A 23,605-nucleotide genomic window follows, 5' to 3' on the forward strand; every position below is an offset into this window, starting at 1 on the left:
GGGATGCGTATCTTCGTCACCGGCGGTGCCGGGTTCATCGGCTCGGCACTCGTCCGACACCTGATCACGCACAGCCAGCATGAGGTGCTCAACTTCGACAAACTGACATACGCGGGTTTGCTTTCGACCGTCGACGCGGTCGCGCGATCGGATCGCTATCGCTTCGTCCGCGGCGACGTGTGCGATGGGCCCGCGGTCGGGGCAGCGCTGGCCGAGTTCCGGCCGGACGTGATCACGCATCTCGCCGCCGAGAGCCATGTCGATCGCTCGATCGACGGACCGAGCGCCTTCGTGCAGACCAATGTCATCGGGACGTTCACGATGCTTTCCGAGGCACGAGCCTATTGGCAGACGTTGGATGAGCCGGCGCGGCGGCGCTTCCGTTTCCATCATATCTCGACCGACGAGGTCTATGGTACGCTCGGCGACGAGGGGCTGTTCACCGAGGACACGCCGTACGACCCGCGCTCGCCTTACTCCGCCACCAAGGCAGCCAGCGACCATCTCGTCAGCGCCTGGGGGCATACGTACGGTCTGCCGGTGCTGATCACCAACTGTTCGAACAATTACGGCCCCTATCATTTCCCCGAGAAATTGATCCCGTTGATCATCGTCAGAGCGCTCGCCGGCGAGCCGCTGCCCGTCTACGGCGCCGGCGACCAGGTGCGGGACTGGCTCTATGTCGAGGATCATGTCCGGGCGCTGCAGACCGTGTTCGAGCGCGGGGCGGTGGGGCGGACCTACAACATCGGCGGGTTTAACGAGCGGCGCAACATCGAGGTGGTGCGGGCGATCTGCTCGATCCTCGATCGTGTCCGTCCACGCGACGATGGCCGCGGGTACGCGGCACAGATCATCTCGGTCGCCGACCGTCCGGGCCACGACAGACGCTATGCGATCGATGCGCGTCGGATCCGCGACGAGCTAGGCTGGGCGCCGCGCGAGACATTCGAAAGCGGGATCGAGAGGACGGTGCGCTGGTACCTCGACAACGAGGCCTGGTGGAGCCCGCTCGTGGCCGCGCAGGCGACCCAAAGACGCGGCGTCGCGGCCTGATGCGGGAGGTGCTCGTCACGGGTGCGAACGGTCAGGTCGCTACCGCACTCGTGCGCGCCGCGTGGCCGGCGGGTTGGTGCGCGGTGGCGCTCGACCGCGGCGCGCTTGACCTGCGGTCACCCGAGGCGATCGCACGGTGCGTGGCCGAGCGCGACTGGTCGGCGGTGATCAACGCCGCTGCCTATACCGCCGTTGATGCCGCCGAGAGCGATCAGGTGACGGCGTGGCAGGTGAATGCGCTAGCCCCCGCGGCCATCAGTGCCGCCTGTGCGGCGGCAGGCATCCCGCTGCTGCAGCTTTCGACCGATTACGTCTTTCCCGGCGATCGCGCGGGCGCCTGGCAGGTCGACGACCGGACGGCGCCGCTCGGTGTGTACGGCGCCTCCAAGTTGGGCGGCGAGCTCGCGGTGCGAAGCAGCGGCGCGCGCCATGTCATCGTCCGCACCTCCTGGGTTGTGTCGCCCCATGGCCGGAATTTCGTGCGAACCATGCTTCGGCTAGGCGCCGAGCGCGACCAGGTTCAGGTCGTCGCCGACCAGCGCGGCAGCCCGACCAGCGCGGCCGACTTGGCGGCGGCACTGGTCGCGATCGTGGTGCGGCTCGTGAACGACGACGATGAACCGTCGCGGCTCGTCCATTTCAGCAACGCGGGCGCGACCGACTGGGCAACGTTCGCCACGGAAATCTTCCGCCAGTCGGCTGCGCGCGGCGGTCCGTACGCCGAGGTCGTTCCCATCACCAGCGCCGATTATCCCACGGCCGTGCGCCGACCCGCCAACTCGCTCCTCTCGCACGAGGCCATCGGTGCGGCGTACGGGATCGTGCCGCGTCATTGGCAGGCCGCGCTCGGAGACATACTCGATGACGTGATCGGAGCAGCGACGTGAAAGGCATCATCCTGGCCGGGGGCACCGGAAGCCGGCTTCATCCAGCGACCCTCGCGGTGAACAAGCAGCTCCTGCCTGTCTACGACAAGCCGATGATCTACTATCCGCTGTCCGTGCTGATGCTGGCCGGGATCCGTGAGGTGCTGATCATCTCCAGCCCCGAGTATCTGGATAACTACCGGCGGTTGTTCGAGGACGGCAGCAGCTTCGGCCTCACCATCCACTATGCCGAGCAGCCGCGACCCGAGGGCCTGGCCCAGGCGTTCACAATCGGGGCCGATTTCATCGGCGGCGACCCGGTCGCCCTGGTACTCGGCGATAACATCTTCTTCGGCGCGCATCTGACGGAGCTGCTGGCGCGCGCGGTCGCGCGCACGCGCGGCGCGACCGTTTTCAGCTACCAGGTGGAGGATCCTCAACGCTACGGCGTCGTTGAGCTGGGCGACGACGGGCGCGCCCTCAGCCTTGAAGAAAAGCCTGTTGTGCCAAAGTCGAATTGTGCGGTGACCGGGCTATACTTCTACGATAATCGTGTGGTCGCGTTGGCGCAGAGCCTCACGCCTTCTGCGCGAGGCGAGTTGGAGATCACCGATCTCAATCGTCGCTACCTCGACGCCGGCGACCTTTACGTCGAGCAGATGGGGCGCGGCTACGCGTGGCTGGACACCGGCACGCACGACAGCCTGCTCGAGGCGAGCGAGTTCGTCCGGACGTTGCAGCATCGGCAGGGCATCCAAATCGCCTGTCTGGAGGAGATCGCCTACGATCGCGGCTTCATCACTGCGGACCAGGCTCGTGCGCGGGGTGAGCTGTTCAAGAAGACGGCTTATGGCAAAGCCATCCTGCGCGCCGTTGCGGCGAGCTGACCCGGAGAGCGTAGCCGCCCCGACTCAGCCCGCCTCGGCGAGCAGCGCGCCGGCCTGCGCCCCGGTCCAGTCGAGATCGCCCGTCACGCGCCAGACCTCCTTGCCGGCGGCGTCGTAGAGGATCGTCGTCGGCAGGTTGGCGCCATAAGCGGTGCTCAGCGCCAGTTTCTCGTCAAGGAACGGCTCCAGCCTGGCGAAGCCGCGGGCCTTGAGGAAGTCCCTGGCCTTGGCAGGCTCCATGTCCTGGCTCACCGCGACGACGCGCACCCTGCCCGCGAGCGTCCCGGCGGCGGCGTCGAGCGTCGGCATCTCCTTGACGCAGGGCGCGCACCAGGTCGCCCACAGGTTCACCAGCAGCGGCTTGCCGCCGCCCAGCGCTGCCAAGGTCGTGGGTGCCCCGGCCAGCGTGGTGAAGCCGGCGTCGGGCGCGCGCTCGCCCTTGTGGCTGCGATCGACCTTGTCAGGCCGCGCCGCGCCGGCGGCGGGCACCTCGTCCGCGCTCGCCGCCGTGGCCGCATTGCCCGTCGGCGCGGCTTGCCCGCCGCCCCCCGAACCCTTATCGCACGCGCTGACCGCCAGCGCGGCGCCGAGGAGACAGACGATCGCGACACGCGAGACCATGAGCGGTTCCAACCAGATGTGGGGCGGGCGGTTCGCCGAGGGTCCGGCCGCCGTCATGCGCGAGATAAACGCCTCCATTCCCTTCGACAAGCGGATGTGGCGGCAGGACGTCGCGGGCAGTCGCGCGCATGCCGCGATGCTGGGCGCGCAGGGGATCGTCTCCTCCGCGGACGCCGCCGCGATCGATTCGGGGCTGGCGCAGGTGGCGGAGCGCTACGCCGCCGAGGGCGTGCCCGACGATCTCGCGATGGAGGACATCCATATGCTGAGCGAGGCGCGGCTCGGCGAGGTGATCGGCGGCGCGGCCGGGCGGCTCCACACCGCGCGCAGCCGCAACGACCAGGTCGCCACCGACTTCCGCTTGTGGGTGCGCGACGCCACCGACCAGGTCGTGGCGGCGCTGGACCGGCTCGACGACGCCTTGCTCGCGCGCGCCGAGGAACATGCCGCCAGCGTGATGCCCGGCTTCACCCATCTCCAGTCGGCGCAGCCGGTGACGCTCGGCCATCATCTGATGGCCTATCACGAGATGGTACGGCGCGATCGCTCGCGCTTCACCGACAATCGGGCGCGCGCCAATCTCTGCCCGCTCGGCGCGGCGGCGCTGGCGGGCACCGGCTTCGCGATCGACCGTGCGGCGACCGCGCGCGCACTCGGCTTCGATGCGCCGACGCGCAACAGCCTCGACTCGGTCAGCGACCGCGACTTCGCGCTCGATTACCTGATGGCGGCGAGCCAGAGCGCGCTCCACCTCTCGCGGCTGGCGGAGGAGTTTGTGCTGTGGGCGTCGCAGCCCTTCGCCTTCGTCGCGCTGTCGGACCAATGGTCGACCGGCAGCTCGATCATGCCGCAGAAGCGCAACCCCGACGCCGCCGAGCTGGTGCGCGGCCACAGCGGGCGGATCACCGGTTGCCTGGTCAGCCTGATGGTCACGATGAAGGGGCTGCCGCTCGCTTATTCCAAGGACATGCAGGACGATAAGCCGCCGGTGTTCGAGGCGCACGACCTGCTCGCGCTGTCGCTCGCGGCGATGACCGGGATGGTGGAGAGCGCCACGTTCCGCACCGAGCGGATGCGCCAGGTGGCGGAGAGCGGCTTCGCGACCGCGACCGACCTCGCCGACTGGCTGGTGCGCGAGGCCGACGTGCCGTTCCGCGAGGCGCACCATATCACCGGCCGCGCGGTGGCGCGCGCCGAGGCGCTGGGCTGCACGCTCGACCGCGTGCCGCTCGCCGAGCTGCAGGCGATCGACCCGCGGATCACCGCCGCGGTGTATGACGTGCTGTCGGTCGACGCCTCGGTGGCGAGCCGACGCAGCTTCGGCGGCACCGCGCCCGACAATGTTCGCGCCGCCATCGCCGCCGCGCGCGAGGAGCGCGCGCGTGGGTCGTCGGACGACGCGCCCGCGGGAGCGGCGGCGTGAGCGGGTGGCGCGTCCCGGTCGCGCTGGCGCTCGCGGTCGGGCTGGCGGGGTGCGGATCGACCGAGGCGCTCAAACCGGCGCCGGGCACGCCGCTGCCGGTCGCGCCCTATGGCGCCACCGCGACGCCCGCGATCAACGATCTACTCACCCCCAGCGTCCAGACGCGGCCGCGCCGCACCGGCGAGGTGCTCACGCGCTCGCAGCCGCGCCAGAGCGACGAGTTCGACCTGCCGCCGAAATGAGAAGGGACGGTACAGCTTGCGACGCGCTGCCTTCCCTCTACCGTCATCCCGAACTTGTCTCGGGACTGACTGGTCCGCATCCGCCGCGCTGCGGGACTCGCGGCGCCGTGGATCCCGATACGAGTTCGGGATGACGGCAGCGGCGCGGCGAACGGGCTGACACCCCCATCCCGCGCCGCCTTCTCCCGTCGACCGCCTGTTATCCGCTAGAAGAGACCCGATGGACCATTTTCCCTATCGCGACGGACAGCTGTGGTGCGAAGGCGTGCCGCTGGCGCGCATCGCCGAGGCGGTCGGCACCCCCGTCTATGTCTATTCCGCGGGCGCCTTCCGCGATCATGCGCGCGCCTTCCGCGCCGGGCTCGCCGGCGTGCCTGGCGCGCATCTCGCTTACGCCATCAAGGCCAACCCCAATCTCGCGGTGCTGCGGCTGCTCGCGGCCGAGGGCTATGGCGCCGACGTTGTCTCGGGTGGCGAGCTGGCGCGTGCGCTTGCGGCGGGGATGCCGGCCGAGTCGGTCGTCTTCTCCGGCGTCGGCAAGACCGAGGCCGAGCTGGTGCGCGGCCTCGACGCCGGGATCGGCCAGTTCAATCTCGAGCTGGAGGAAGAGGGCGTGGCGCTCGCCCGGCTGGCCGCGGCGCGAGGGCTGACCGCGCGCGCGGTGCTGCGCGTCAACCCCGACGTCGACGCCGGCACTCATGCGAAGATCTCCACCGGGCGCAAGGAGAACAAGTTCGGCGTGCCGATCGACCAGGCGCCGGCGATGTTCGCGCGGCTGGCGGGGCTGCCCGGGCTGTCGCTCGAGGGCGTCGCGATCCATATCGGCAGCCAGCTGTTCGACCTGGCTCCGCTCGAGGCGGCCTATCGCCGCGTTGGCGAGCTGGTCGCGGCCCTCCGCGCCGCCGGCCATCGCATCACCCGGGTCGACCTCGGCGGCGGGCTCGGCGTCCGCTACAAGGAAGGCGACACGCCGCGCACCCCGGCGGAATATGGCGCGATGGTCGAGCGCGTCACGCGCGACTGGGACGTCACGCTGATGTTCGAGCCCGGGCGCGTGATCGCCGCCAACGCGGGGGTGCTGCTCACCCGCGTGATCTGGGTGAAGCCCGGCGTGGTGAACCCCTATGTCATCGTCGACGCGGCGATGAACGATCTGGCGCGGCCGGCGCTCTACGACGCCTGGCATGATTTCGACTCGGTGGTGCCGAGCGGCGAGCGCGTCGTCGCGAACATCGCGGGCCCGGTGTGCGAGACCGGCGACACGTTCGCGATGGCGCGCGAGATCGATGGCGTCGCCAAGGGCGATCTCGCGGTGTTCCGCAGCGCCGGCGCCTATGGCGCGACCATGGCCTCGACCTACAACAGCCGCGCCTTGGTGCCCGAGGTGCTGGTCGACGGCGACCGCTTCGCGGTGGTGGCGGACCGGATCGCGGCGGAGACGATCCTCGCCGCCGAGCGCGTGCCGGACTGGCTGTGAGCGGGGCGGTGACCGGAGCAGCGCCGCGATGACCGACGCGCGCACCGTCGCCGCGCTGCCGAGCCTGCCGGTGTTCCTGCGACTTGCCGGGCGGCCCGTGATCCTGGTGGGGGAGGGGGAGCCCGCCGCGGCGAAGCGACGGCTGCTCGAGCGCGCGGGTGCGGTGATCGTCGGCGAGGACGACCCGGCCGCGCGGATCGCGGTGGTGGCGGACGACGAGGCCGCGGTGGCGCGGCTGCGCGCGCGCGGCGTGCTGGTCAACGCGGTCGACCGCCCCGATCTGTGCGACTTCACTCTGCCCGCGATCGTCGACCGCGCGCCGGTGCTGGTGGCGATCGGCAGCGCGGGCGTGTCGGCGGGGCTCGCCGCGGCGCTGCGCCAGCGGCTCGAGGCGCTGCTCCCCGCGACGCTCGGGCGGCTCGCCGAGGCGCTTCACGCCGCGCGCCCGCAGCTTCGCGCCGCGCTGCCTGACGGGGGCGAGCGGCGCCGCGCGATCGGCGCCGCGCTCGCCCCCGGCGGCGCGCTCGATGCGCTCGGCACCCCCGCGCTCGACGACGTCGCCGCGGCGGTGATCGCGGCGCAGCCCGCCACCGGGCTAGCACGGCTGCGGCTGCGCTCGCACGATCCGGACGAGCTCACGCTGCGGCAGGCGCGGCTGCTCGCGGCAGCGGACGTGGTGACGCACCGCGCCGACGTGCCGGCCGCGATCCTCGATCGCGCGCGCGCCGATGCCGAGCGCGTCGAGTGCGCGGCGCCTCCGCTCGCCCCCGCGGCCGGGCTGGTGGTCGATCTCGCGATGGAGGAAGAGCGATGAGCGGCACCGCCTGGCGCGTCAGCGCGGAGGGCCATGCCGAGGAGGTCGCGGTGAAAGGCGCGCTCGACTGCGGCGCGCCGTTCGTCTGGGTCCATCTCGCCAGCAACGCGGAGCAGGCGCAGGCGTGGCTGCGGGACGAGGCCGGGCTGCCGCCGTTCATCGTCGACGCGCTGACCGCGGCCGAGACGCGCCCGCGCGCGGACAAATTGACCGACAGCGCGTTCGTCAACCTGCGCGGGCGCACCGACGAGCAGATCGACGGCTCGGACATGCTCGCCTCGATCCGGATCTGGGCGGCCAAGGGGCGTGTCGTCACCGTCTCGCGCAAGCATCTCGTGGTGCTGGAGGAGGTGGTGGCGCAGATGCGTGCGGGTACGCTCCGCGACCCCGGCGACCTGATCAGTGCCTTCGCCACCGAGATCACCGAAGACCTCGATCCCGTGGTCGGCGACCTCGGCGACTGGCTCGACGATTGCGAGCAGACGATGGCGGCGGAGCATATCTTCGAGCTGCGCCGCGGCGTCACCAAGGTGCGTTCCGAGGCGATCAATTACCGCCGCTTCCTCGCGCCGCAGCGCGCTGCGCTGGAGAAACTGGCGACGCTGCCGGGCGACTGGCTGGCGGAGGACGACCGCGCGCACCTCGCCGCGGCGGCCGACCGCGCCGCGCGCATGGCGGAGGAGGTGGAGGCGATCCGCGAGCGCGCCGCTTTGATGCACGAGGCGCTGACCGATCTGCGCGCCGAGCAGCTCGACCAGCGCGGGCTGGTGATCGCGGTGGTGGCGATGATCTTCCTGCCGCTCACCTTCATTACCGGGCTGTACGGCATGAACGTCGAGGGGCTGCCCTATGCCAAGGAGCCCTGGGTGTTCGACGCGATCATGGGCGTCTGCACGCTGATCGCGGCGGGAACGGTGATCTACTTCCTGCGCCGGCACTGGTTCCGCTGAGCGGGTCTCCGCACGCGTCTCACCCGGTATGGCGCGCGCCGACGCCCTGGCCGGCGGCGACGCCTTCGTCGGCGCGGGCCGCCGGGGCGGTCGCCTGGAAGCCCAACGTCGCGTGGCTCCGCGCGGTGCCCGCGACATCCGCGATCAGGTACAAAGGCCGCCGCTTCGCCTCGATGTAGAGCCGCCCGAGATACTCGCCGATCATGCCCAGCACGAACATCTGGATCGCCGACAGCACCACCACCACCAGCATCGTCGAGGTCCAGCCCTGCACCCGTTCGCCGCTGGAATAGCCGTAGCCGATATAGATCAGCAGCAGCAGCGAGCAGCCGGCCAGCATCACCGACAAATGGCTGGCCCAGCGCAGCGGCGCGGTGGAGAAGCCGGTCACTGCGTCGAGCGCAAGCCGCATCATCTTGGCGAGCGGATAATTGGTCTCGCCGGCGTGGCGCTCGGCGCGATCATAGGCGAACGGCACCTGGCGGAAGCCGACCCAGGCGACCATGCCGCGGATGAAGCGCGCCTGCTCGGGCAGCGAGAGCAAGGCATCGAGCGCGCGCCGCGTCATCAGCCGGAAGTCGCCGGTGTCGAGCGGGATCGGGGTGTCGGTGACGCGGTCGAGCACGCGGTAGAAGGCGGCCGCGGTGGCCTTTTTGAAGAAGGTCTCACCCTCGCGCTTGCGCCGCACCGCGTAGACAACGTCGGCGCCCTCGCGCGCCATCACGGTGCGCATGTCGGCGAGCAGCTCGGGCGGGTCCTGCAGGTCGGCGTCGATGATCAGGATCTGCTCGCCCGCGCACAGGTCGAGCCCGGCGGTCAGCGCGAGCTGGTGGCCGTGGTTGCGCGACAGGTTGATCGCCACCACGCGCGGGTCGGCCGCGGCGAGCCGCTGCATCGCCGCCCAGCTGGCGTCGCGCGAGCCGTCATTGACCAGCACGATCTCGTGATCGTCGCCCACCGCCGCGCGCGCCGCCGCGGCGATCCGCGCATGGAGCAGCGGCAGCGTCGCCTCCTCATTGTAGCACGGCACCACCACCGAGAGCGCGGGTCGGGCGGCCGGCGCAGGGGAAGCGAAGCGGTCGAGCGGGGCGGCCGGCGGAATCGTCGCGGGCGGGGGCGCTGGCGGGAACATGGGGCCCCGCCATAAAGTGTCCTCAATCCTTCGTCACGATCTTTACCAGCCGGCCGGGAGCGAGGCGCGCGTCGTCATCGAGCCCGTTGAGCGTCAGGAAGCGCTCGCGCTGGAGCGAGTCATAGGCCATCTGCCGCACGAACGTGTCGATCGTGTCGCCCGCCTTGACGGTGCGGACGCGGACGCGCTTGCCCGAGCCCTTTGCGTCATAGGCGAGCCCGTCGAGCGCGCGCAGGAAGCCGGTGTCCTCGGGCGGCGGGTCGAGCATCGGCTTGCCGGTCTGTCGCGCGAGCTGCGCGGCGCGGCGTACGCGCTCCTCGCCATTGGGATGGGTCGAGGCCCAGCTCGGCAGCTGCTGCCCGCTGCGGCCGGCCGCAGCGGCCTGCAGCCCGGTCTCGGCGTCGAGCGCGGCGAGCATGTCGGCCGCGGCGTAAGGATCGTAGCCCGCCGCGGTGATGTAGCGGACGCCCAGCGCATCCGCGGCATATTCCTGCTCGCGACCGTAGCGCAACGTGTAGAGCTGCGCGCCGCCGCGCGCGACCGTGCCGGCGAGCTGCCCCGCCGCACCATTGCCCGCCACCGCGCCGACCACGCCGGCGAGCACGCTGCCGATCGTCGCGGTGCGGTTGCGCGAGGCGCTGTGGCGCGCCGCGACATGCCCCACCTCGTGCCCGAGCACCGAGGCGAGCTCCGCCTCCGAGTTCATCAGCGCGAGCAGCTGGCGCGTGACATAGACGTAGCCGCCCGGGATGGCGAAGGCATTCTCCACCGGCGAGTCGAGCAGCGTGATGGTGAAATCGCCCTGCGCGTTGGACAGGCCGGATTGCACTGCGACGCGCTTGCCGACGCGCTCGACCAGCGCGACCTGCGGGCCGCTGTACCGTCCGCCGAACTCCCTGACGAGCTGCGGGTCGGCCTGTGCGCCGGCGGCGCGGTCCTGCGCCGAGATCGACTGCGCGGCGGCGGGCAGCGCGGTGGCCAGCGCGGCGGCGGCGATGAGCTCTCGGTACATGGCTGATCCTCCCGCCGCATCAATGCCACAGCGCGCGCGCGGTTGCAGCCGGCGGCGCGGGGTGGCGTGAACCGATCTGGGGAGATGGCGGGTGCGTTACGCGCGCCGAGTGACCATCGGTCCCGCGGAGTTTGCGACGTCTTCGTGGGCTGGACGCGGCGTCCACCCTTCGGGCGTCATCATGACATTGTTTCAGTATCCACCCGTCCGCGAACGCCTCGGCTTCCGAACAGGCGGCGCGGTGGGTCCTAAAACGAGTTCAGAATGACGGCACCCGGGGGGGCGCCTGGACCGTCTAGTCGAGACGATCTCACACCCGCTCCGCCGCATTGACCGCCTCGGCGGCGCGCAGCGCGGCGAGCAGCCGCATCAGCTGGTGCGCGTCGTGCACCTCGACGTCGATCGTGTTGGTGTGGAAGCGCATGTCGCGGTTGTCGAGCCGCAGGTTGATGATGTTGGCCTTGTGCTGCCCGATGATCGTGGCGAGCATGCCGAGCGCGCCGGGCTCGTTGCGCACCTCCACCGAGATGCGCGCGGTGGCGCCCTCTGTAGCGTCGCCCCATTGCACGTCGATCCAGTCGGTCTCGTCGTCCGACCGTTCGGCGAGATCGGCGAGCACGCTGCAGTCGATCGCATGCACCTCGATCGAGGCGTCGGGGCGGCGCAGCCCGATGATGCGGTCGCCCGGCACCGGGTGGCAGCATTCCGCCAGCTCATAGGCGACGCCGGGCGCGAGCCCCTCGATCGAGATCGCGCTCGACTGCGGCGGCGCCTGGGCGACGTCGGCGCCGGCCGAGCCCGGCATCAGCGCCTCCATCACCTGCGCGTCCGACACATGGCGGCGCGCGATCTGCTGGAGCAGCGCGGCCTCGTCGGGCAGCTTGAGCCGCTTGAGTGCCTCGTCGAGCGCGCTGTCGGCGAGCGCCGCGGGCAGGCGCTGGACGATATCGTCGTACAGCTTGCGGCCCAGCGCGATCGTCTGCTCGCGCTCGGTGTTGCGCAGGTGGCGGCGGATCGCGGCGAGCGCCTTGGCGGTGATCGCCACCTTGAGCCAGGCGGGCTGCGGCGTCTGCGCCTTGGAGCGCAGCACCTGCACCTGGTCGCCGTTCTCGATCACGGTGGAGAGCGGCACAACGCGGCCGTTGATCTTGGCGCCCACCGCCTGGTCGCCGAGATCGGTGTGCACCGCGTAGGCGAAGTCGATCGGCGTCGCGCCCTTGGGCAGCTGGATCAGCTCGCCCTTGGGCGTGAAGGCGAAGATGCGATCCTGATACATCGCGATACGGGTATGCTCGAGCAGCTCCTCGGGCGTTGCCGCGGTGTCGAGGATCTCGACCAGGTCCTTGATCCAGTCCTGCTGCGAATCGGGACGCAGCGCCGCGGCGCTGTCGACCGACTGTTTGTACGCCCAGTGCGCCGCCAGCCCGAACTCGGCCTCGGCGTGCATCGCCGGGGTGCGCAGCTGGATCTCGATGCGGCGGTTTTCGGCATGGATCACGCTGGTGTGGAGCGAGCGATAGCCGTTGCGCTTCGGCGTCGAGATATAGTCCTTGAACCGGCCGGGCACCATCGGCCAGCGACGATGGATGATGCCGAGCGCGCGGTAGCAATCCTCCTCGGTCGGCACGATCGCGCGGAACGCCATGATGTCGGAGAGCTGCTCGAAGCTGATGTGGCGCTCCTGCATCTTGCGCCAGATCGAATAAGGATGCTTCTCGCGCCCCGACACCTGCGCGTCGACGCCGGCGCGGCCGAGCAGCAGCTTCAGCCCCGAGCCGATCTTGGCGATGCGGTCGCCGCCCGAGCCCTCTTTCAGCTGCTCGAGCCGCTTGGTGATCGACTGATACGCCTCGGGCTCGAGCTGTTCGAAGGCGAGCGTCTGCATCTCCTTCATGAACTCGTACATGCCGATCCGCTCCGCGAGCGGGGCGTAGATGTCCATCGTCTCCTTGGCGATGCGGCGGCGCTTCTCCGGCTTGGGGATGAAGTGCAGCGTGCGCATGTTGTGCAGGCGATCCGCCAGCTTCACCAGCAGCACGCGGATGTCGCCCGACATGGCGAGAAGGAACTTGCGCAGATTCTCCGCGGCGCGTTCGTTCTCGGTCTGCGCCTCGATCTTGCTGAGCTTGGTGACGCCGTCGACCAGCCGCGCGACATTGCCGCCGAAGATCCGCTCGATCTCCTCCGGCGTGGCGACCGTGTCCTCGACCGTATCGTGCAGGATCGCGGTAGCGATCGTCTCGTCGTCGAGCCTGAGCTCGGTGAGGATGCCCGCGACCTCGATCGGATGACTGAAATAGGGATCGCCGCTGGCGCGCTTCTGGGTACCGTGCGCGTTGACCGAAAAGACATAGGCGCGGTTGAGCATCGCCTCGTCCGCTTCCGGATCATAAGCGAGAACGCGATCGATCAGTTCATATTGCCTCAGCACCTGCCCAATGTGCTTCCATCTACTGTCGCAATGCAACAACGATGCCGGAAAAAACGTGAGGCGGGGGCAAGCACGGCCGGCGTGGCTGGGTGCGCCTCGCGCTAGTCAAGAGAGTCCTCTCTCCCACGGCGAGAGGGCTCTCCGCGAGTCACCCCCGCGGCATCGCGGCGATGAACGCGCGCACCGCATCGCCGATCGGCACCGGGCGGCCGCTGGGAAGGTGGACGTTGACGCTCACCATCGTGATCGCGCAGCATAAGACGCGGGTCGCCGGGTTGGTCAGCTCGAAGCGCAGCGTCAGGCTGGTGGTGCCGAGCTTTTCGACGCGGACGAACGCCTCCACCTCGTCCCCCCAGGTGAACGGCGCAAGATAGTCGAGCTCGGCGTGACGGATGTGGAACTCGCTCTCCTCCCATACGGCGCCGAGCGCCTCCGCGATCCCGCTCGCCCGCCAGAAGTCGGTCGCGGCGACATCGGCATATTCGAGGTAGCGCGAGTTGAAGACGACGCGCTGCCCGTCGATCTCGGAATAGCGCACGCGGAAGCGGGTGGAGAAAGCGAAGCCGGGGCGGGTCATGCGCGCGCGCTGTGGCGAGCGCGCGGCGCCGGGTCAATCGCGCGGCGCCGGCGCGCGGCGCACTCAAGACGGTGGCGGCGCGTCAGAGCTCGATGACGCGATCGGGCAGCTCGTCGCGGTCGCCGGCGCTCTTGGGCAGCTGAGCGGCGAGGATCTCACCGATCGCGCCCACCGCCGCGACCATGCCCGCCGCTGCCTCGCCGGCGCGTACCGAGTCGACCAGCGCCGCCATCGCCGCGCCCCAGCGCTCGGGCGGCACCGCGCGGTGCACCGCTTGATCGGCGACGATCTCGGCGCCATGTTCGTCCGCGGAGAGGTATAGCAGCACCGCTTCACGCCCGGCGGTGCGCCGTTCGGCGGCGAGGCGGAAGTAGAGCAGCGCACGGCGCCGCACGCGGCGTCGCTTGGTCCCGCGCGGGGTCAGCGCCAGCCGCAGCGGCATCCAGGCGAGCGCGAGGCGTGCCACCAGGAAGGTCGCCGCCTGCGCCACCACCAGCAGCGCGAGCGCGGTCCCGTGCGCTTCGCCCCAGCCGCGGCCGGGCGTCAGCGCTGCGGGCCAGAGCGCTGCGGCCGCGGGCACCGCCAGGGCCGCGAGCAGCGCATAATGGAGCGCGACGTCGTGATAGGCGTCTGACCGTTCGCTCACCACGGTGACGATCTCGCCATCGGTGGCGCGCTCGGCCGCGGTCACCGCCGCGGTCACCGTGGCGCGCTCCTCGGGACTGAGCACCAGCCGCGCCATCACCAGCTCCCGCTCGCGCCACCGCCCCCGAAGGAGCCGCCGCCGCCCGAGAAGCCGCCACCCGAGGAGCCGCCGCCCCAGCCCGATCCGCCGCCGCCCCACGACGATCCGCTGCCCCACATCACCACCGGCGCGAAACCGCCGCGATAGCGTTTCCCGCCGCCAGAGCGACGCAGCAGCGGCAGCAGCACGAACACGAGCACGACCGCGATCCAGAAAGCGGCGACCATCCAGTCACCGCCGTCCTGCGCCGGGGCCTTGCGCGCGCTGGCCTGCGCGGCGCGGCGCTCGGCGGCCTCGAGCGGCAGCTTGAGCTGGTCGGCGAGCCGCTGCGCCCCGGCGACGATCCCGCCGGCCATGTCGCCGTCGCGGAAATGCGGCAGGATCGTCTGGTTGACGATCACGCTGGCATAAGCGTCGGTGACGATCGGTTCGAGCCCGTAGCCGACCTCGATGCGCACCTTGCGCTCGTCCGGCGCGACCAGCAGGATGACGCCATTGTTGGCGCCCTTCTGCCCGATCCCCCACGCGCGGCCGAGCCGGTAGCCGTAATCCTCGATCGGATAACCCTCGAGGCTCGGCACGGTGGCGACGACGAGCTGGCGCGACGACGCCTGCTCCACCGCGGCGGAGAGCGAGTCGAGCTGGCGCACCTGGTCCGCATCGAGCAGCTTGGCGGCGTCGACCACGCGGCCGGTGAGCGGCGGGAAGTGCTGCGCGGCGGCGTGCGTCGCCACCAGCAGCGCGACGAGGGCGAGCAGCAGCGCCAGCCAGCGCGACGCCCCCGATGCGCGGAGCGAGTTGAAGCGCGCGGTCACCGCCGCGGCTCAGCTGCCGAAATTGACCGTGGGCGCCTGCTCCGCGCCCGCGCTGGTCGCCTGGAACGGCACCAGCGGCTTGGCCCCATAGAAGATCTTGGCGCCGACCGCGTCGGGGAAGGTGCGGATGCGGGTGTTATAGTCCTGTACCGCCTGGTTGTAGTCGCGCCGCGCGATGGTGATGCGATTCTCCGTCCCTTCCAGCTGCGCCTGGAGCGACAGAAAGTTCTGGTTCGACTTGAGGTCGGGATAGGCTTCCTGCAGCCGCTGGAGCGACAGCGTCACCGCATTCTGCGCGGCGGCGAAGCGCTGCACCGCGGCGGGATCGCTGAGCTGGTCGCCGGTCACCTGCACGCGGTTGGCCGAGGCGCGCGCCTCGGTGACGCGGGTGAGCACGTCCGACTCCTGCTTGGCATAGCCCTTCACCGTCGCGACCAGATTGGGGATCAGGTCGGCGCGGCGCTGATATTCGTTCTGCACGTCGGCCCAGCGCGCCTTGGCATTCTCCTCGGCGGTGGGCACGCTGTTCACGCCGCAGGCGGCGAGCGGCAGCGCCATCACGAGCGCGGCGGCGCGTCGGTGCATCATCTCGAAAACCCCTTTTTTTCCGCGAACTGTACGTCGGCGCCAACGCGGACCCAGGGGTAAAAGTTACCGGGCTAGTAACGATCTTCTCGCGGCGGTCAGCCGTCGGCAGCGGGCGCAGGCGCAGGCGCAGGCGCAGGCGCGGTCGGGGGCGCCTGCCAGCGCGCGCGTTCCTCGAGCAGGCGCGCCACCGCCGCCATGTTCGCGCTGCCCCACTCGCACAGCGGCGTCAGCGCGGCCGCCAAGCCATGGCCGAGCGGCGTCAGCGTATAGTCCACGCGGGGCGGCACTTCCTGATAGTCGCGGCGCGTGACGATGCCGTCGGCCTCCAGCTCCTTGAGCTGCTGGATCAGCACCTTGTCGCTCACGCCGCGGACCGCGCGCTTGAGCGCGCCGTAGCGGGTCGGTCCCTGGATCAGGAAATAGACGATCAGCGGCTTCCACTTGCCTGCGATGACGCGAAGCGTGGCGTCGAGCCCGCAGCTGAAGCCGGTGACCGGCGCGATCGTCGTGTCCGTCATTTTCGGCACTTACCAGAAGGTGCATACTTGCGGGAAGGTAGGCACGCGATCAGCTCTGGCCCGTCACAGGATAGGAGCAGACCATCATGAAAAGACTTCAGGGCAAGACCGCCGTGGTGACCGGCGGCGGGACCGGTATTGGCTTCGCCACCGCGCAGCGGTTCGTCGACGAGGGTGCGTTCGTCTACGTCACCGGGCGGCGGCAGGCGCCGCTCGACCGCGCGGTGGCGGCGCTCGGCGCCACTGCGCGCGCGGTGCCGGGATCGGTGGCCGGCCTCGGCGACCTCGCGCGGCTGTTCGAACAGGTGAAGGCCGAGCGCGGCACGCTCGACGTGCTGTTCGCCAACGCCGGTCACGGCGATCTCGTCCCGCTCGGCCAGATCACCGAGGAGCAATATCGGCGCACCTTCGAGATCAACGTAAAGGGCGTGCTGTTCACGGTACAAGCGGCGCTGCCGCTGATGCGCGCGGGCGGCTCGATCGTCCTCACCGGCTCGACCACGGGCTCGATGGGCACGCCCGCGTTCAGCGTCTATAGCGCCAGCAAGGCGGCGGTGCGCAACTTCGCGCGCAGCTGGGCGCAGGACCTGCGCGGCAGCGGCATCCGGGTCAACGTGCTCTCGCCCGGGCCGACGCTGACCGAGCTGGCGCAGGAGGTGGTCGGCCGCGACGCGATGGTCGAGCTGGGCGCCGGCACGCCGATCGGCCGCGTCGGCCAGCCGGACGAGATCGCCGCGGTGGCGGCGTTCCTGGCGTCGTCGGACAGCAGCTTCATGACCGGCAGCGAGGTGTTTGCCGACGGCGGCCTCGCGCAGATCTGAGCGCGGACAGCAGGGCAGCGCGGCAGCCGGTCCGCCGCGCCCCCCGCAACTCAGCCCGCCGCCTTGCCGGGCACGTTGACCCCCATGCTCTGCAGGTAACGCTTCACGTTGCGCGCCGCCTGGCGCAGCCGCTGCTCATTCTCGACCATCGCGATGCGGACGAAGCCCTCGCCGTTCTCGCCGTAGCCCACACCCGGCGCCACCGCGACCTTGGCGTGGCTGAGCAGCTGCTTGGAGAATTCCAGGCTGCCGAGATGCGCCAGCGCGGGGGGCAGCGGCGCCCAGGCGAACATCGAGGCGGGCGGCGCGGGCACGTCCCAGCCCGCGCGCGCGAAGCTCTCCACCAGCACGTCGCGGCGCTTGTGATAGAGCTGCCGGTTCTTCTCGACGATGTCCTGCGGGCCGTTGAGCGCGGCGCACGCCGCCGCCTGGACGGGCGTGAACGCGCCATAATCGAGGTAGGACTTCACCCGCGTCATCGCCGCGATCAGCTTGCGGTTGCCGACCGCGAAGCCGATCCGCCAGCCCGCCATCGAATAGGTCTTGCTGAGGCTGGTGAACTCCACCGCGACGTCGCGCGCGCCCGGCACCTGAAGGATCGATACGGTCGGCTTGCCGTCGTAATAGAGTTCGGAATAGGCCAGGTCGGAGATCACCCACACCTGGTTCTCGCGCGCCCAGGCGACCAGCCGCTCGTAGAAGGCGAGGTCGACCGTCTCCGCCGTCGGGTTGGACGGGTAGTTCACCACCAGCACGCTCGGGCGCGGCACGGTGAAGGCCACCGCGCGGTCGAGGCTCGCGAAATAATGTTCGTCGGGCGTGGTCGGCACCGCGCGGATCGTCGCGCCCGCGATGATGAAACCGAAGGTGTGGATCGGGTAACTCGGGTTGGGCGCGAGCACCACGTCGCCCGGCGCGGTGATCGCGGTGGCGAGGCTGGCGAGCCCCTCCTTCGATCCCATCGTCACCACCACCTCGGTTTCGGGATCGACCTCCACCCCGAAGCGCCGGCCGTAATAATTGGCCTGCGCGCGGCGCAGCCCGGGGATGCCGCGCGACTGCGAGTAACCGTGCGCGCCCGGCTTCTGCGCCACCTCCACCAGCTTGGCGATCACGTGCTCGGGCGGCGGCAGGTCGGGGTTGCCCATGCCGAGATCGATGATGTCCTCCCCGCCCGCGCGCGCCTGTGCCCGCATCGCGTTGACCTCGGCGATGACATAGGGCGGCAGGCGCTTCATGCGGTAGAATTCGTCGGACACGGGCGGGCACTCCTTTCCGCTCACCTATATCGTCATTCGCCCCGTGCGGCACCCGTCCGACGGAAAAAGCGCGGGCATGCGCTTCGCCGCGCAACTAGCTTGCGCTATGCCCCCACCGCAACGAGGAGCCAGCCGTGAGTGCGACGCGAGCCAAGCCGCCGATCCCCGAGCTTGCCGAGCTCCAGCACTGGACCTGGGTGGCGGGGCGCGCGCAGCAGCTGCTGATGGAGGCGGGGATCCCGCTCGCCGCGCCGGAGAAGGCCGCCGCGCAGGTGCAGGACTTCTGGCGCGACTATCTCGCGCTGTGGCAGCGCTTCACCACGCCCGGCGCCGCCGCCGCGCCTTCGCCGGAGAAGGACCGCCGCTTCGCCGCCGCGGCGTGGCGCGAGCATCCGCTGTTCGACTGGATTCGCCAGAGCTACGCGCTGGTCGCGGACCATCTGCTGCGCGGCGTCGACCAGATCGAGGGGGTGGACGAGCGCACCCGCGCACAGTGGCGCTTTGCCACGCGCGGCTTCGTCGACGCGATGAGCCCGTCCAATTTCGCGCTGACCAACCCCGAGGTGATCGAGCGCACGATCGAGACGCGCGGCGAGAACCTGCTCGCCGGGCTCCACCATCTGCTCGCCGATCTCCAGCGCGGACAGGTGACGCACAGCAAGGAGGGGGCGTTCACGCTGGGCGAGGACCTCGCCACCACGCCTGGGCAGGTGGTGAAGCGCACGCCCCTCTACGAGCTGATCCAGTACAGCCCCGCCACCGCCGCCGTGCTGGCCACGCCGCTGGTGATCTTCCCCCCGTGGATCAACCGCTTCTACATCCTCGACCTGACGCGCGAGAAGAGCTTCATCCGCTGGGCGGTGGAGCAGGGCGTCACCGTCTTCGTGGTGTCGTGGCGCTCGGCCGACGCGACGATGGCGGAGGTGACGTGGGACGATTACGTCGCCGCGCAGCTGGACGCGATCGACACCGTGCGCGCGCTGCTCGACGTGCCCGCGGTGCATACCGTCGGCTATTGCGTCGCGGGCACGACGCTCGCGGCGACGCTCGCGCTGCTCGCCGCCAGGGGCGAAGAGGGGCGGGTCGTCAGCGCCACCTTCCTCACCACGCAGGTCGATTTCAGCCGCGCGGGCGAGCTGCGCAATTTCGTCGACGACGAGCAGCTCCGCCTGATGGCGACGCTGAGCCCGCAGGGCTTCCTTGACGGCCGCTATCTCGCGGCGACCTTCAACCTGCTGCGCGGGCGCGACCTGATCTGGAACTACGTCACGCAGAACTATCTGCTCGGCAAGGAACACGTGCCGTTCGACCTGCTCCACTGGAACGGCGACGTCACCAACCTGCCCGCGGCCTGGCACCTCGCCTATCTCACTGACCTGTACCGCGACAACCGGCTCGCCCAGGGGGAGATGGTGATTGCGGGGGTGCCGATCGACCTCGGGCGGGTGACTACCCCGAGCTACGTCCAGGCCGGGCGCGAGGACCATATCGCGCCGGCCGAGAGCGTGTGGAAGCTCACCGAGCATTTCCGCGGCCCGCTACGCTTCGTGCTGGCCGGGTCGGGCCATATCGCGGGCGTGGTGAACCCGCCCGCGGCGGGCAAATACCAGCACTGGATCAACGAGACGTGGCGCGAGGCCGGGGCCGATTCGCTCGAGTCGTTCGTGGCGGGCGCGCGTGAGGTGAAGGGCAGCTGGTGGCCCGACTGGGCGGCGTGGCTGCGCGCGCGCGCGCCCGAGGAGGTGCCCGCGACCGGCGCGCGGTTGCCGGGGGCGGGCACGCTGGCGGCGATCGAGCCTGCGCCCGGGAGCTATGTGAGGATGCGCTGAGCTTACTCCCCGCCCCCTGCGCGGGCAGGGCGGCGCGGGGCATTCCCGCCTTCCCGCCGTCGCGGGGAAGCGGAGCCCCCCGGCGGAGACGGGAGCCCGCGCAAGCCCCTTGATTGTCGTGACGAACGCTACTATTGTGCAGTGCAACAAGAGGAGCGGCTGCCATGGTGGATCAGACCTCGACCGTCGCGGACACCGCGCCGAACCGGCGCGCCTCGAAACGCTCCCAGCCAGCCGCCGCGGCGGCCCCCTCGATCGCCGCGCCGCCACTGGCCGATGCGGAACCGCTGCCGGCGGAAGAGACCGCCGGCCAGCCGCAGCCCCAGCTCGACCCACCGACTCCGCCGCCGGCAGAAGCCGCGGCTCCCCTCGCAACGAAGGAACGCGAGATGACCGACACGATGACGTCGTTCGCCGGCAAGGCGCAGGAAGAGGCCCGTTCGGCGTTCGCCAAGGCGGGTGAGCAGACCCGCTCGACCTTTGAAAAGGGCCGCAAGGTCGCCGAGGACATGGCCGAGTTCGGCAAGGGCAATGTCGAGGCGCTGCTCGAGTCGTCGCGGATCGCGGCGCAGGGCATGGAGGCGATCGGCCACGAGACCGCCGCCTTTGTGCGCGAGCGCTTCGACAGCACCGCCGTCACGGTCCAGTCGTTCGCGGCGGTGAAGTCCCCCACCGAGCTGCTCCAGCTCCAGGCGGATTACTGGCGCGGCGCGTTTGACGCGATGGTCAAGGAGGCCGCGCGCTCGACCGAGGCGACGCTGAAGCTGGCCGGCGATGTCGCCAAGCCGCTGCAGAACCGCTGGGCGATCGCGGCCGAGAAGATCAAGACCGCGGCCTGATCGCGGCATCGCACCGGCGACACTGAGGGGCGGCCGCGGCGACGCGGTCGCCCCTTCGCGTGCGGGGCGGCGGTGTGACCTCGGCCGTCTGTGCGTTCGTGTCGGCTACCGGCGTGGCCGCAACCGTCGCATCATTCCCGATCGTCACCCCGGACGTGATGCGGGGATGCACGTGCCGCCTATGCGACGGGCGCGAGGAGCAAGGCCTCCGCGACCCGGAACCGGGCGTGGTGAAGGTAAGAGCGAGGCAAGCGCATCGCACTCCCGCCGAGAACTAGCAGTTCCGGTCGGTGTGAGGCCTCGGCCGTCCTCTAGCTGGGCGCCGGCCTCCGCCGGGGCGACGAGGGGAAGCGCGCCCCGCCCACGCTGTCCGGTGCAGTCCCGCCAGCCATCACCGGTCTTGCCGGATTTCGCGGCGCTTCACCCTTGCCCTCCCCCGAGTCGATGCCATATCCGGCGACGTGGCGATGCAGAATGGTTTCACTCTGACGGTCGACCCGGCGATGGCGGGCGACGACGGCGATTCGGAGAACGGCGGGACCGGGCTCGGCGTCGCGACGCGCACGCGCGCGCGCACCAAGAAGCCGACGCCCTATCGCGTGCTGATGCTCAACGACGATTACACCCCGATGGAATTCGTCGTGCTGTGCCTCCAGCGCTTCTTCCGCATGTCGACCGAGCAGGCCACCCAGGTGATGCTCCACGTCCACCAGAAGGGCGTCGGCGTATGTGGCGTGTTCAGCTATGAGGTCGCCGAGACCAAGGTCAGCCAGGTGACCGACTTCGCCCGGCAGAACCAGCATCCCTTGCAATGCACGCTGGAGAAGGCCTGACCCAATAGGGTCGGCCCCATGTTATTCGAATTGTCGGCGTGCTCCGGCTAACGCCGGAGCCCAGGGGCATCAATGCCGTCGCCCGCCGCTCTCGGGCTCCCGCGTGCGCGGGAGCACGGTTTGGCTTAAGGGATCAGCGTCTAGCACGTGGACAGACCGATCCTATCCGGAACGCGGCGGAGCGCCGGTCGCGCGTCATCCGCTGCGGACCCCCTGATGCGGCGCCACCCGCATCTCCTTTTTCCGCGCCCCACACCCGCATAGCCGTCGCCGACAGGCCCCGCTACGCTCGCCGCCAGCGACGCGCGAATCGGGGGAGCAGGCAATGGAGCGTGACGGGCAGGAACTGCGCGACGCCGCGGTGCGGCTGTACGACGACTTCACGCACGAGCATCGCAATCGCCGCACGCTGCTGCGGCAGATGACCGCGCTGGCCGGTTCGGCGGCCGCGGCGGAGGCGCTGATCGTCGGTATCGGCGCGAGTCCGGCCGCGGCGGCGCTGACCGACCCCGCCGACAAGCGGCTGATCGCCGGGCGGCGCGGCTATACGCTTGCGGACGGCACTCGGATGACGGGCTATGTCGCGGCGCCGCGCGCGCCCCGGCGCAAGCTCGGCGCGGTGATGGTGATCCACGAGAATCGCGGGCTCCAGCCGCATATCGAAGACGTCGCGCGGCGGATCGCGCTCGCCGGCTTCTACGCGCTGGCGCCCGACTTCCTCTCGAGCGCGGGCGGCACCCCCGCCGACGAGGGCAAGGCGCGCGAGCTGATCGGCCGGCTCGACTATCCCGCCACCGTCGCCGCCGCGGTGGCGACCGTGGCGCGGCTGCGCCGGCGCGCCAACGGCACCGGGCGCGTCGGCACGATCGGCTTCTGCTGGGGCGGCGCGCTGGTCGATCGTGTCGCGCTCGCCGCGGGGCCGGCGCTGGCGGCGGGGGTGAGCTACTACGGCCCCGCGCCCGATCCGGCGGAGGCGGCGACGCTGCAGGTGCCCTTGCTGCTCCATTATGCCGGCAAGGACACGCGCGTGGCGCAGACCGCCGAGCCCTGGGTCGCCGCGCTGCGCGCCGCGCACAAGCCGTTCGAGGCGTTCACCTATCCCGGCGTCGATCATGCCTTCAACAACGACACGTCGGCGGAGCGCTACAATAAGGAGGCGGCCGATCTCGCATGGCAGCGCACCGTCACCTTCCTCCACCAGCATCTGGATGCCTGACCCATGACGCTCACCTTCTTCACCCACCCGCGGTCGCGCAGCCGCAGCGCGCGCTGGATGCTCGAGGAGATCGGCGAGCCCTATGAGTCGGTGGTGATCGATTTCGCGCGCAAGCCGGCGGCGCTGCTCGACGTCAATCCGCTCGGCAAGGTGCCGGTGATCGTCCACGACGGCGCGGTGGTGAGCGAGGCGGCGGCGATCTGCGCCTATCTCGCCGAGGCGTTCCCCGCCGCCGGGCTGGCGCCGCGCGACAGCGAGCGCGCCGCCTATCTCCGCTGGCTGTTCTTCACCGCCGGGCCGCTCGAGGCGGCGATGGTGGACAAGGCCCTGGGCGTTCAGGTGCCGCCCGAGCGCGAGGGGATGGTGGGCTATGCCAGCTTCGCGCGCGCGGTGGACGCGTTCGAGCTGGCGCTGGCCGAGCGCGCCTATGTCGCGGGCGATCGCTTCACCGCGGCGGACGTGTTCGTCGGCAGCGCGGTGGGTTTCTTCACGCAGTTCGGCCTGCTCGAGCCGCGCGAGACGTTCATCGGCTATCTCGATCGCGTGCGCGCGCGCCCGGCGTGGCAGCGCGCCAACGACATCGACGACGCGCTGCTCGCGGGCAACTAGCCGCGCCTCGGCCCGCCCCCTTGTCAGGGGCGGGCACTTGCGGCG

At 70.6% G+C, this 23,605-nt stretch carries 24 protein-coding genes; 14 read left to right on the plus strand and 10 right to left on the minus strand.

Annotated elements, in window-relative coordinates:
- Positions 1–3 precede the first annotated feature (3 nt).
- From rfbB to rfbA, 3 genes are read left to right on the plus strand one after another with little or no spacing between them, the layout of a single operon-like run.
- Positions 4–1,056: a dTDP-glucose 4,6-dehydratase gene (gene rfbB / locus ACMGDM_RS08005; protein WP_436803552.1), complete on the plus strand. Its 1,053-nt coding sequence runs from the start codon at positions 4–6 to the stop codon at positions 1,054–1,056.
- Entirely contained in the window at positions 1,056–1,943 is an 888-nt protein-coding gene (gene rfbD / locus ACMGDM_RS08010) for a dTDP-4-dehydrorhamnose reductase (RefSeq protein WP_436803553.1), read from the plus strand. Before rfbB ends, rfbD begins: the two co-directional genes overlap by 1 nt.
- On the plus strand, positions 1,940–2,809 hold the full coding sequence (gene rfbA / locus ACMGDM_RS08015; RefSeq protein ID WP_436803554.1) for a glucose-1-phosphate thymidylyltransferase RfbA: 870 nt from the start codon (positions 1,940–1,942) through the stop codon (positions 2,807–2,809). Before rfbD ends, rfbA begins: the two co-directional genes overlap by 4 nt.
- Before the next feature lie 24 nt (positions 2,810–2,833).
- Here the strand turns inward: rfbA and ACMGDM_RS08020 are convergent, their stop codons facing one another.
- Positions 2,834–3,430, minus strand: a complete 597-nt coding sequence (locus ACMGDM_RS08020) for a TlpA family protein disulfide reductase (RefSeq protein WP_436803555.1) — start codon at positions 3,428–3,430, stop codon at positions 2,834–2,836.
- 16 nt (positions 3,431–3,446) lie between these two features.
- Here ACMGDM_RS08020 and argH point away from each other — a divergent pair, with 16 nt between their 5' ends.
- From argH to ACMGDM_RS08045, 5 genes are all read left to right on the plus strand, one after another.
- A complete protein-coding gene (gene argH, locus ACMGDM_RS08025; protein ID WP_436803651.1) occupies positions 3,447–4,853 on the plus strand; it encodes an argininosuccinate lyase in 1,407 nt (468 codons plus the stop codon).
- Entirely contained in the window at positions 4,850–5,095 is a 246-nt protein-coding gene (locus ACMGDM_RS08030) for a hypothetical protein (RefSeq protein ID WP_436803556.1), read from the plus strand. The genes argH and ACMGDM_RS08030 overlap by 4 nt, the downstream gene beginning before the upstream one ends.
- A 220-nt stretch (positions 5,096–5,315) precedes the next feature.
- The gene (gene lysA / locus ACMGDM_RS08035) at positions 5,316–6,572 is read left to right on the plus strand and encodes a diaminopimelate decarboxylase (protein WP_436803557.1); all 1,257 of its coding nucleotides are present in this window, start codon (positions 5,316–5,318) and stop codon (positions 6,570–6,572) included.
- A 28-nt stretch (positions 6,573–6,600) separates the two neighbouring features.
- Positions 6,601–7,386 carry a precorrin-2 dehydrogenase/sirohydrochlorin ferrochelatase family protein gene (locus ACMGDM_RS08040; RefSeq protein WP_436803558.1) on the plus strand — a complete coding sequence of 262 codons (786 nt, stop codon included), beginning with the start codon at positions 6,601–6,603 and terminating at the stop codon, positions 7,384–7,386.
- Complete coding sequence (locus ACMGDM_RS08045) at positions 7,383–8,336, plus strand: CorA family divalent cation transporter (protein ID WP_436803559.1); 954 nt, start codon at positions 7,383–7,385, stop codon at positions 8,334–8,336. The genes ACMGDM_RS08040 and ACMGDM_RS08045 overlap by 4 nt, the downstream gene beginning before the upstream one ends.
- Before the next feature lie 19 nt (positions 8,337–8,355).
- Here the strand turns inward: ACMGDM_RS08045 and ACMGDM_RS08050 are convergent, their stop codons facing one another.
- From ACMGDM_RS08050 to ACMGDM_RS08085, 8 genes are all read right to left on the minus strand, one after another.
- Complete coding sequence (locus ACMGDM_RS08050; RefSeq protein ID WP_436803652.1) at positions 8,356–9,333, minus strand: glycosyltransferase family 2 protein; 978 nt, start codon at positions 9,331–9,333, stop codon at positions 8,356–8,358.
- Positions 9,334–9,490: 157 nt separating this feature from the next.
- A complete protein-coding gene (locus tag ACMGDM_RS08055; RefSeq protein WP_436803560.1) occupies positions 9,491–10,480 on the minus strand; it encodes a M48 family metalloprotease in 990 nt (329 codons plus the stop codon).
- A gap of 310 nt (positions 10,481–10,790) precedes the next feature.
- A complete protein-coding gene (locus ACMGDM_RS08060) occupies positions 10,791–12,911 on the minus strand; it encodes a RelA/SpoT family protein (RefSeq protein ID WP_436803561.1) in 2,121 nt (706 codons plus the stop codon).
- 148 nt (positions 12,912–13,059) lie between these two features.
- Positions 13,060–13,488 carry an acyl-CoA thioesterase gene (locus ACMGDM_RS08065; protein ID WP_436803562.1) on the minus strand — a complete coding sequence of 143 codons (429 nt, stop codon included), beginning with the start codon at positions 13,486–13,488 and terminating at the stop codon, positions 13,060–13,062.
- Positions 13,489–13,570: 82 nt separating this feature from the next.
- On the minus strand, positions 13,571–14,230 hold the full coding sequence (locus ACMGDM_RS08070) for a TPM domain-containing protein (protein ID WP_436803563.1): 660 nt from the start codon (positions 14,228–14,230) through the stop codon (positions 13,571–13,573).
- A complete protein-coding gene (locus ACMGDM_RS08075; protein WP_436803564.1) occupies positions 14,230–15,048 on the minus strand; it encodes a TPM domain-containing protein in 819 nt (272 codons plus the stop codon). The genes ACMGDM_RS08070 and ACMGDM_RS08075 overlap by 1 nt, the downstream gene beginning before the upstream one ends.
- 9 nt (positions 15,049–15,057) lie before the next feature.
- Positions 15,058–15,636, minus strand: a complete 579-nt coding sequence (locus ACMGDM_RS08080; protein ID WP_436803565.1) for a LemA family protein — start codon at positions 15,634–15,636, stop codon at positions 15,058–15,060.
- Between the two features lie 95 nt (positions 15,637–15,731).
- Entirely contained in the window at positions 15,732–16,154 is a 423-nt protein-coding gene (locus ACMGDM_RS08085; protein WP_436803566.1) for a winged helix-turn-helix transcriptional regulator, read from the minus strand.
- A gap of 86 nt (positions 16,155–16,240) precedes the next feature.
- On the opposite strand from ACMGDM_RS08085, the gene ACMGDM_RS08090 reads away from it, so the two are divergent.
- Positions 16,241–16,975 (plus strand): SDR family NAD(P)-dependent oxidoreductase, encoded by a 735-nt coding sequence (locus ACMGDM_RS08090; protein ID WP_436803567.1) that lies wholly within the window; start codon positions 16,241–16,243, stop codon positions 16,973–16,975.
- Positions 16,976–17,025: 50 nt separating this feature from the next.
- Here the strand turns inward: ACMGDM_RS08090 and ACMGDM_RS08095 are convergent, their stop codons facing one another.
- Positions 17,026–18,234 (minus strand): LL-diaminopimelate aminotransferase, encoded by a 1,209-nt coding sequence (locus ACMGDM_RS08095; RefSeq protein WP_436803568.1) that lies wholly within the window; start codon positions 18,232–18,234, stop codon positions 17,026–17,028.
- A 134-nt stretch (positions 18,235–18,368) separates the two neighbouring features.
- On the opposite strand from ACMGDM_RS08095, the gene ACMGDM_RS08100 reads away from it, so the two are divergent.
- The 5 genes from ACMGDM_RS08100 to ACMGDM_RS08120 all read left to right on the plus strand — a co-directional run bounded on the left by ACMGDM_RS08100 (position 18,369) and on the right by ACMGDM_RS08120 (position 23,560).
- On the plus strand, positions 18,369–20,063 hold the full coding sequence (locus tag ACMGDM_RS08100) for a PHA/PHB synthase family protein (protein ID WP_436803569.1): 1,695 nt from the start codon (positions 18,369–18,371) through the stop codon (positions 20,061–20,063).
- Between the two features lie 164 nt (positions 20,064–20,227).
- Positions 20,228–20,902 carry a phasin family protein gene (locus ACMGDM_RS08105; protein WP_436803570.1) on the plus strand — a complete coding sequence of 225 codons (675 nt, stop codon included), beginning with the start codon at positions 20,228–20,230 and terminating at the stop codon, positions 20,900–20,902.
- A gap of 503 nt (positions 20,903–21,405) precedes the next feature.
- On the plus strand, positions 21,406–21,735 hold the full coding sequence (clpS, locus tag ACMGDM_RS08110; protein ID WP_436803653.1) for an ATP-dependent Clp protease adapter ClpS: 330 nt from the start codon (positions 21,406–21,408) through the stop codon (positions 21,733–21,735).
- Positions 21,736–22,060: 325 nt separating this feature from the next.
- Entirely contained in the window at positions 22,061–22,951 is an 891-nt protein-coding gene (locus ACMGDM_RS08115) for a dienelactone hydrolase family protein (RefSeq protein ID WP_436803571.1), read from the plus strand.
- A 3-nt stretch (positions 22,952–22,954) separates the two neighbouring features.
- Positions 22,955–23,560, plus strand: a complete 606-nt coding sequence (locus ACMGDM_RS08120; RefSeq protein ID WP_436803572.1) for a glutathione S-transferase family protein — start codon at positions 22,955–22,957, stop codon at positions 23,558–23,560.
- Positions 23,561–23,605 lie beyond the last annotated feature (45 nt).

It is taken from the genome of Sphingomonas larreae (genome assembly GCF_051400595.1).
Lineage (GTDB): Bacteria > Pseudomonadota > Alphaproteobacteria > Sphingomonadales > Sphingomonadaceae > Sphingomonas.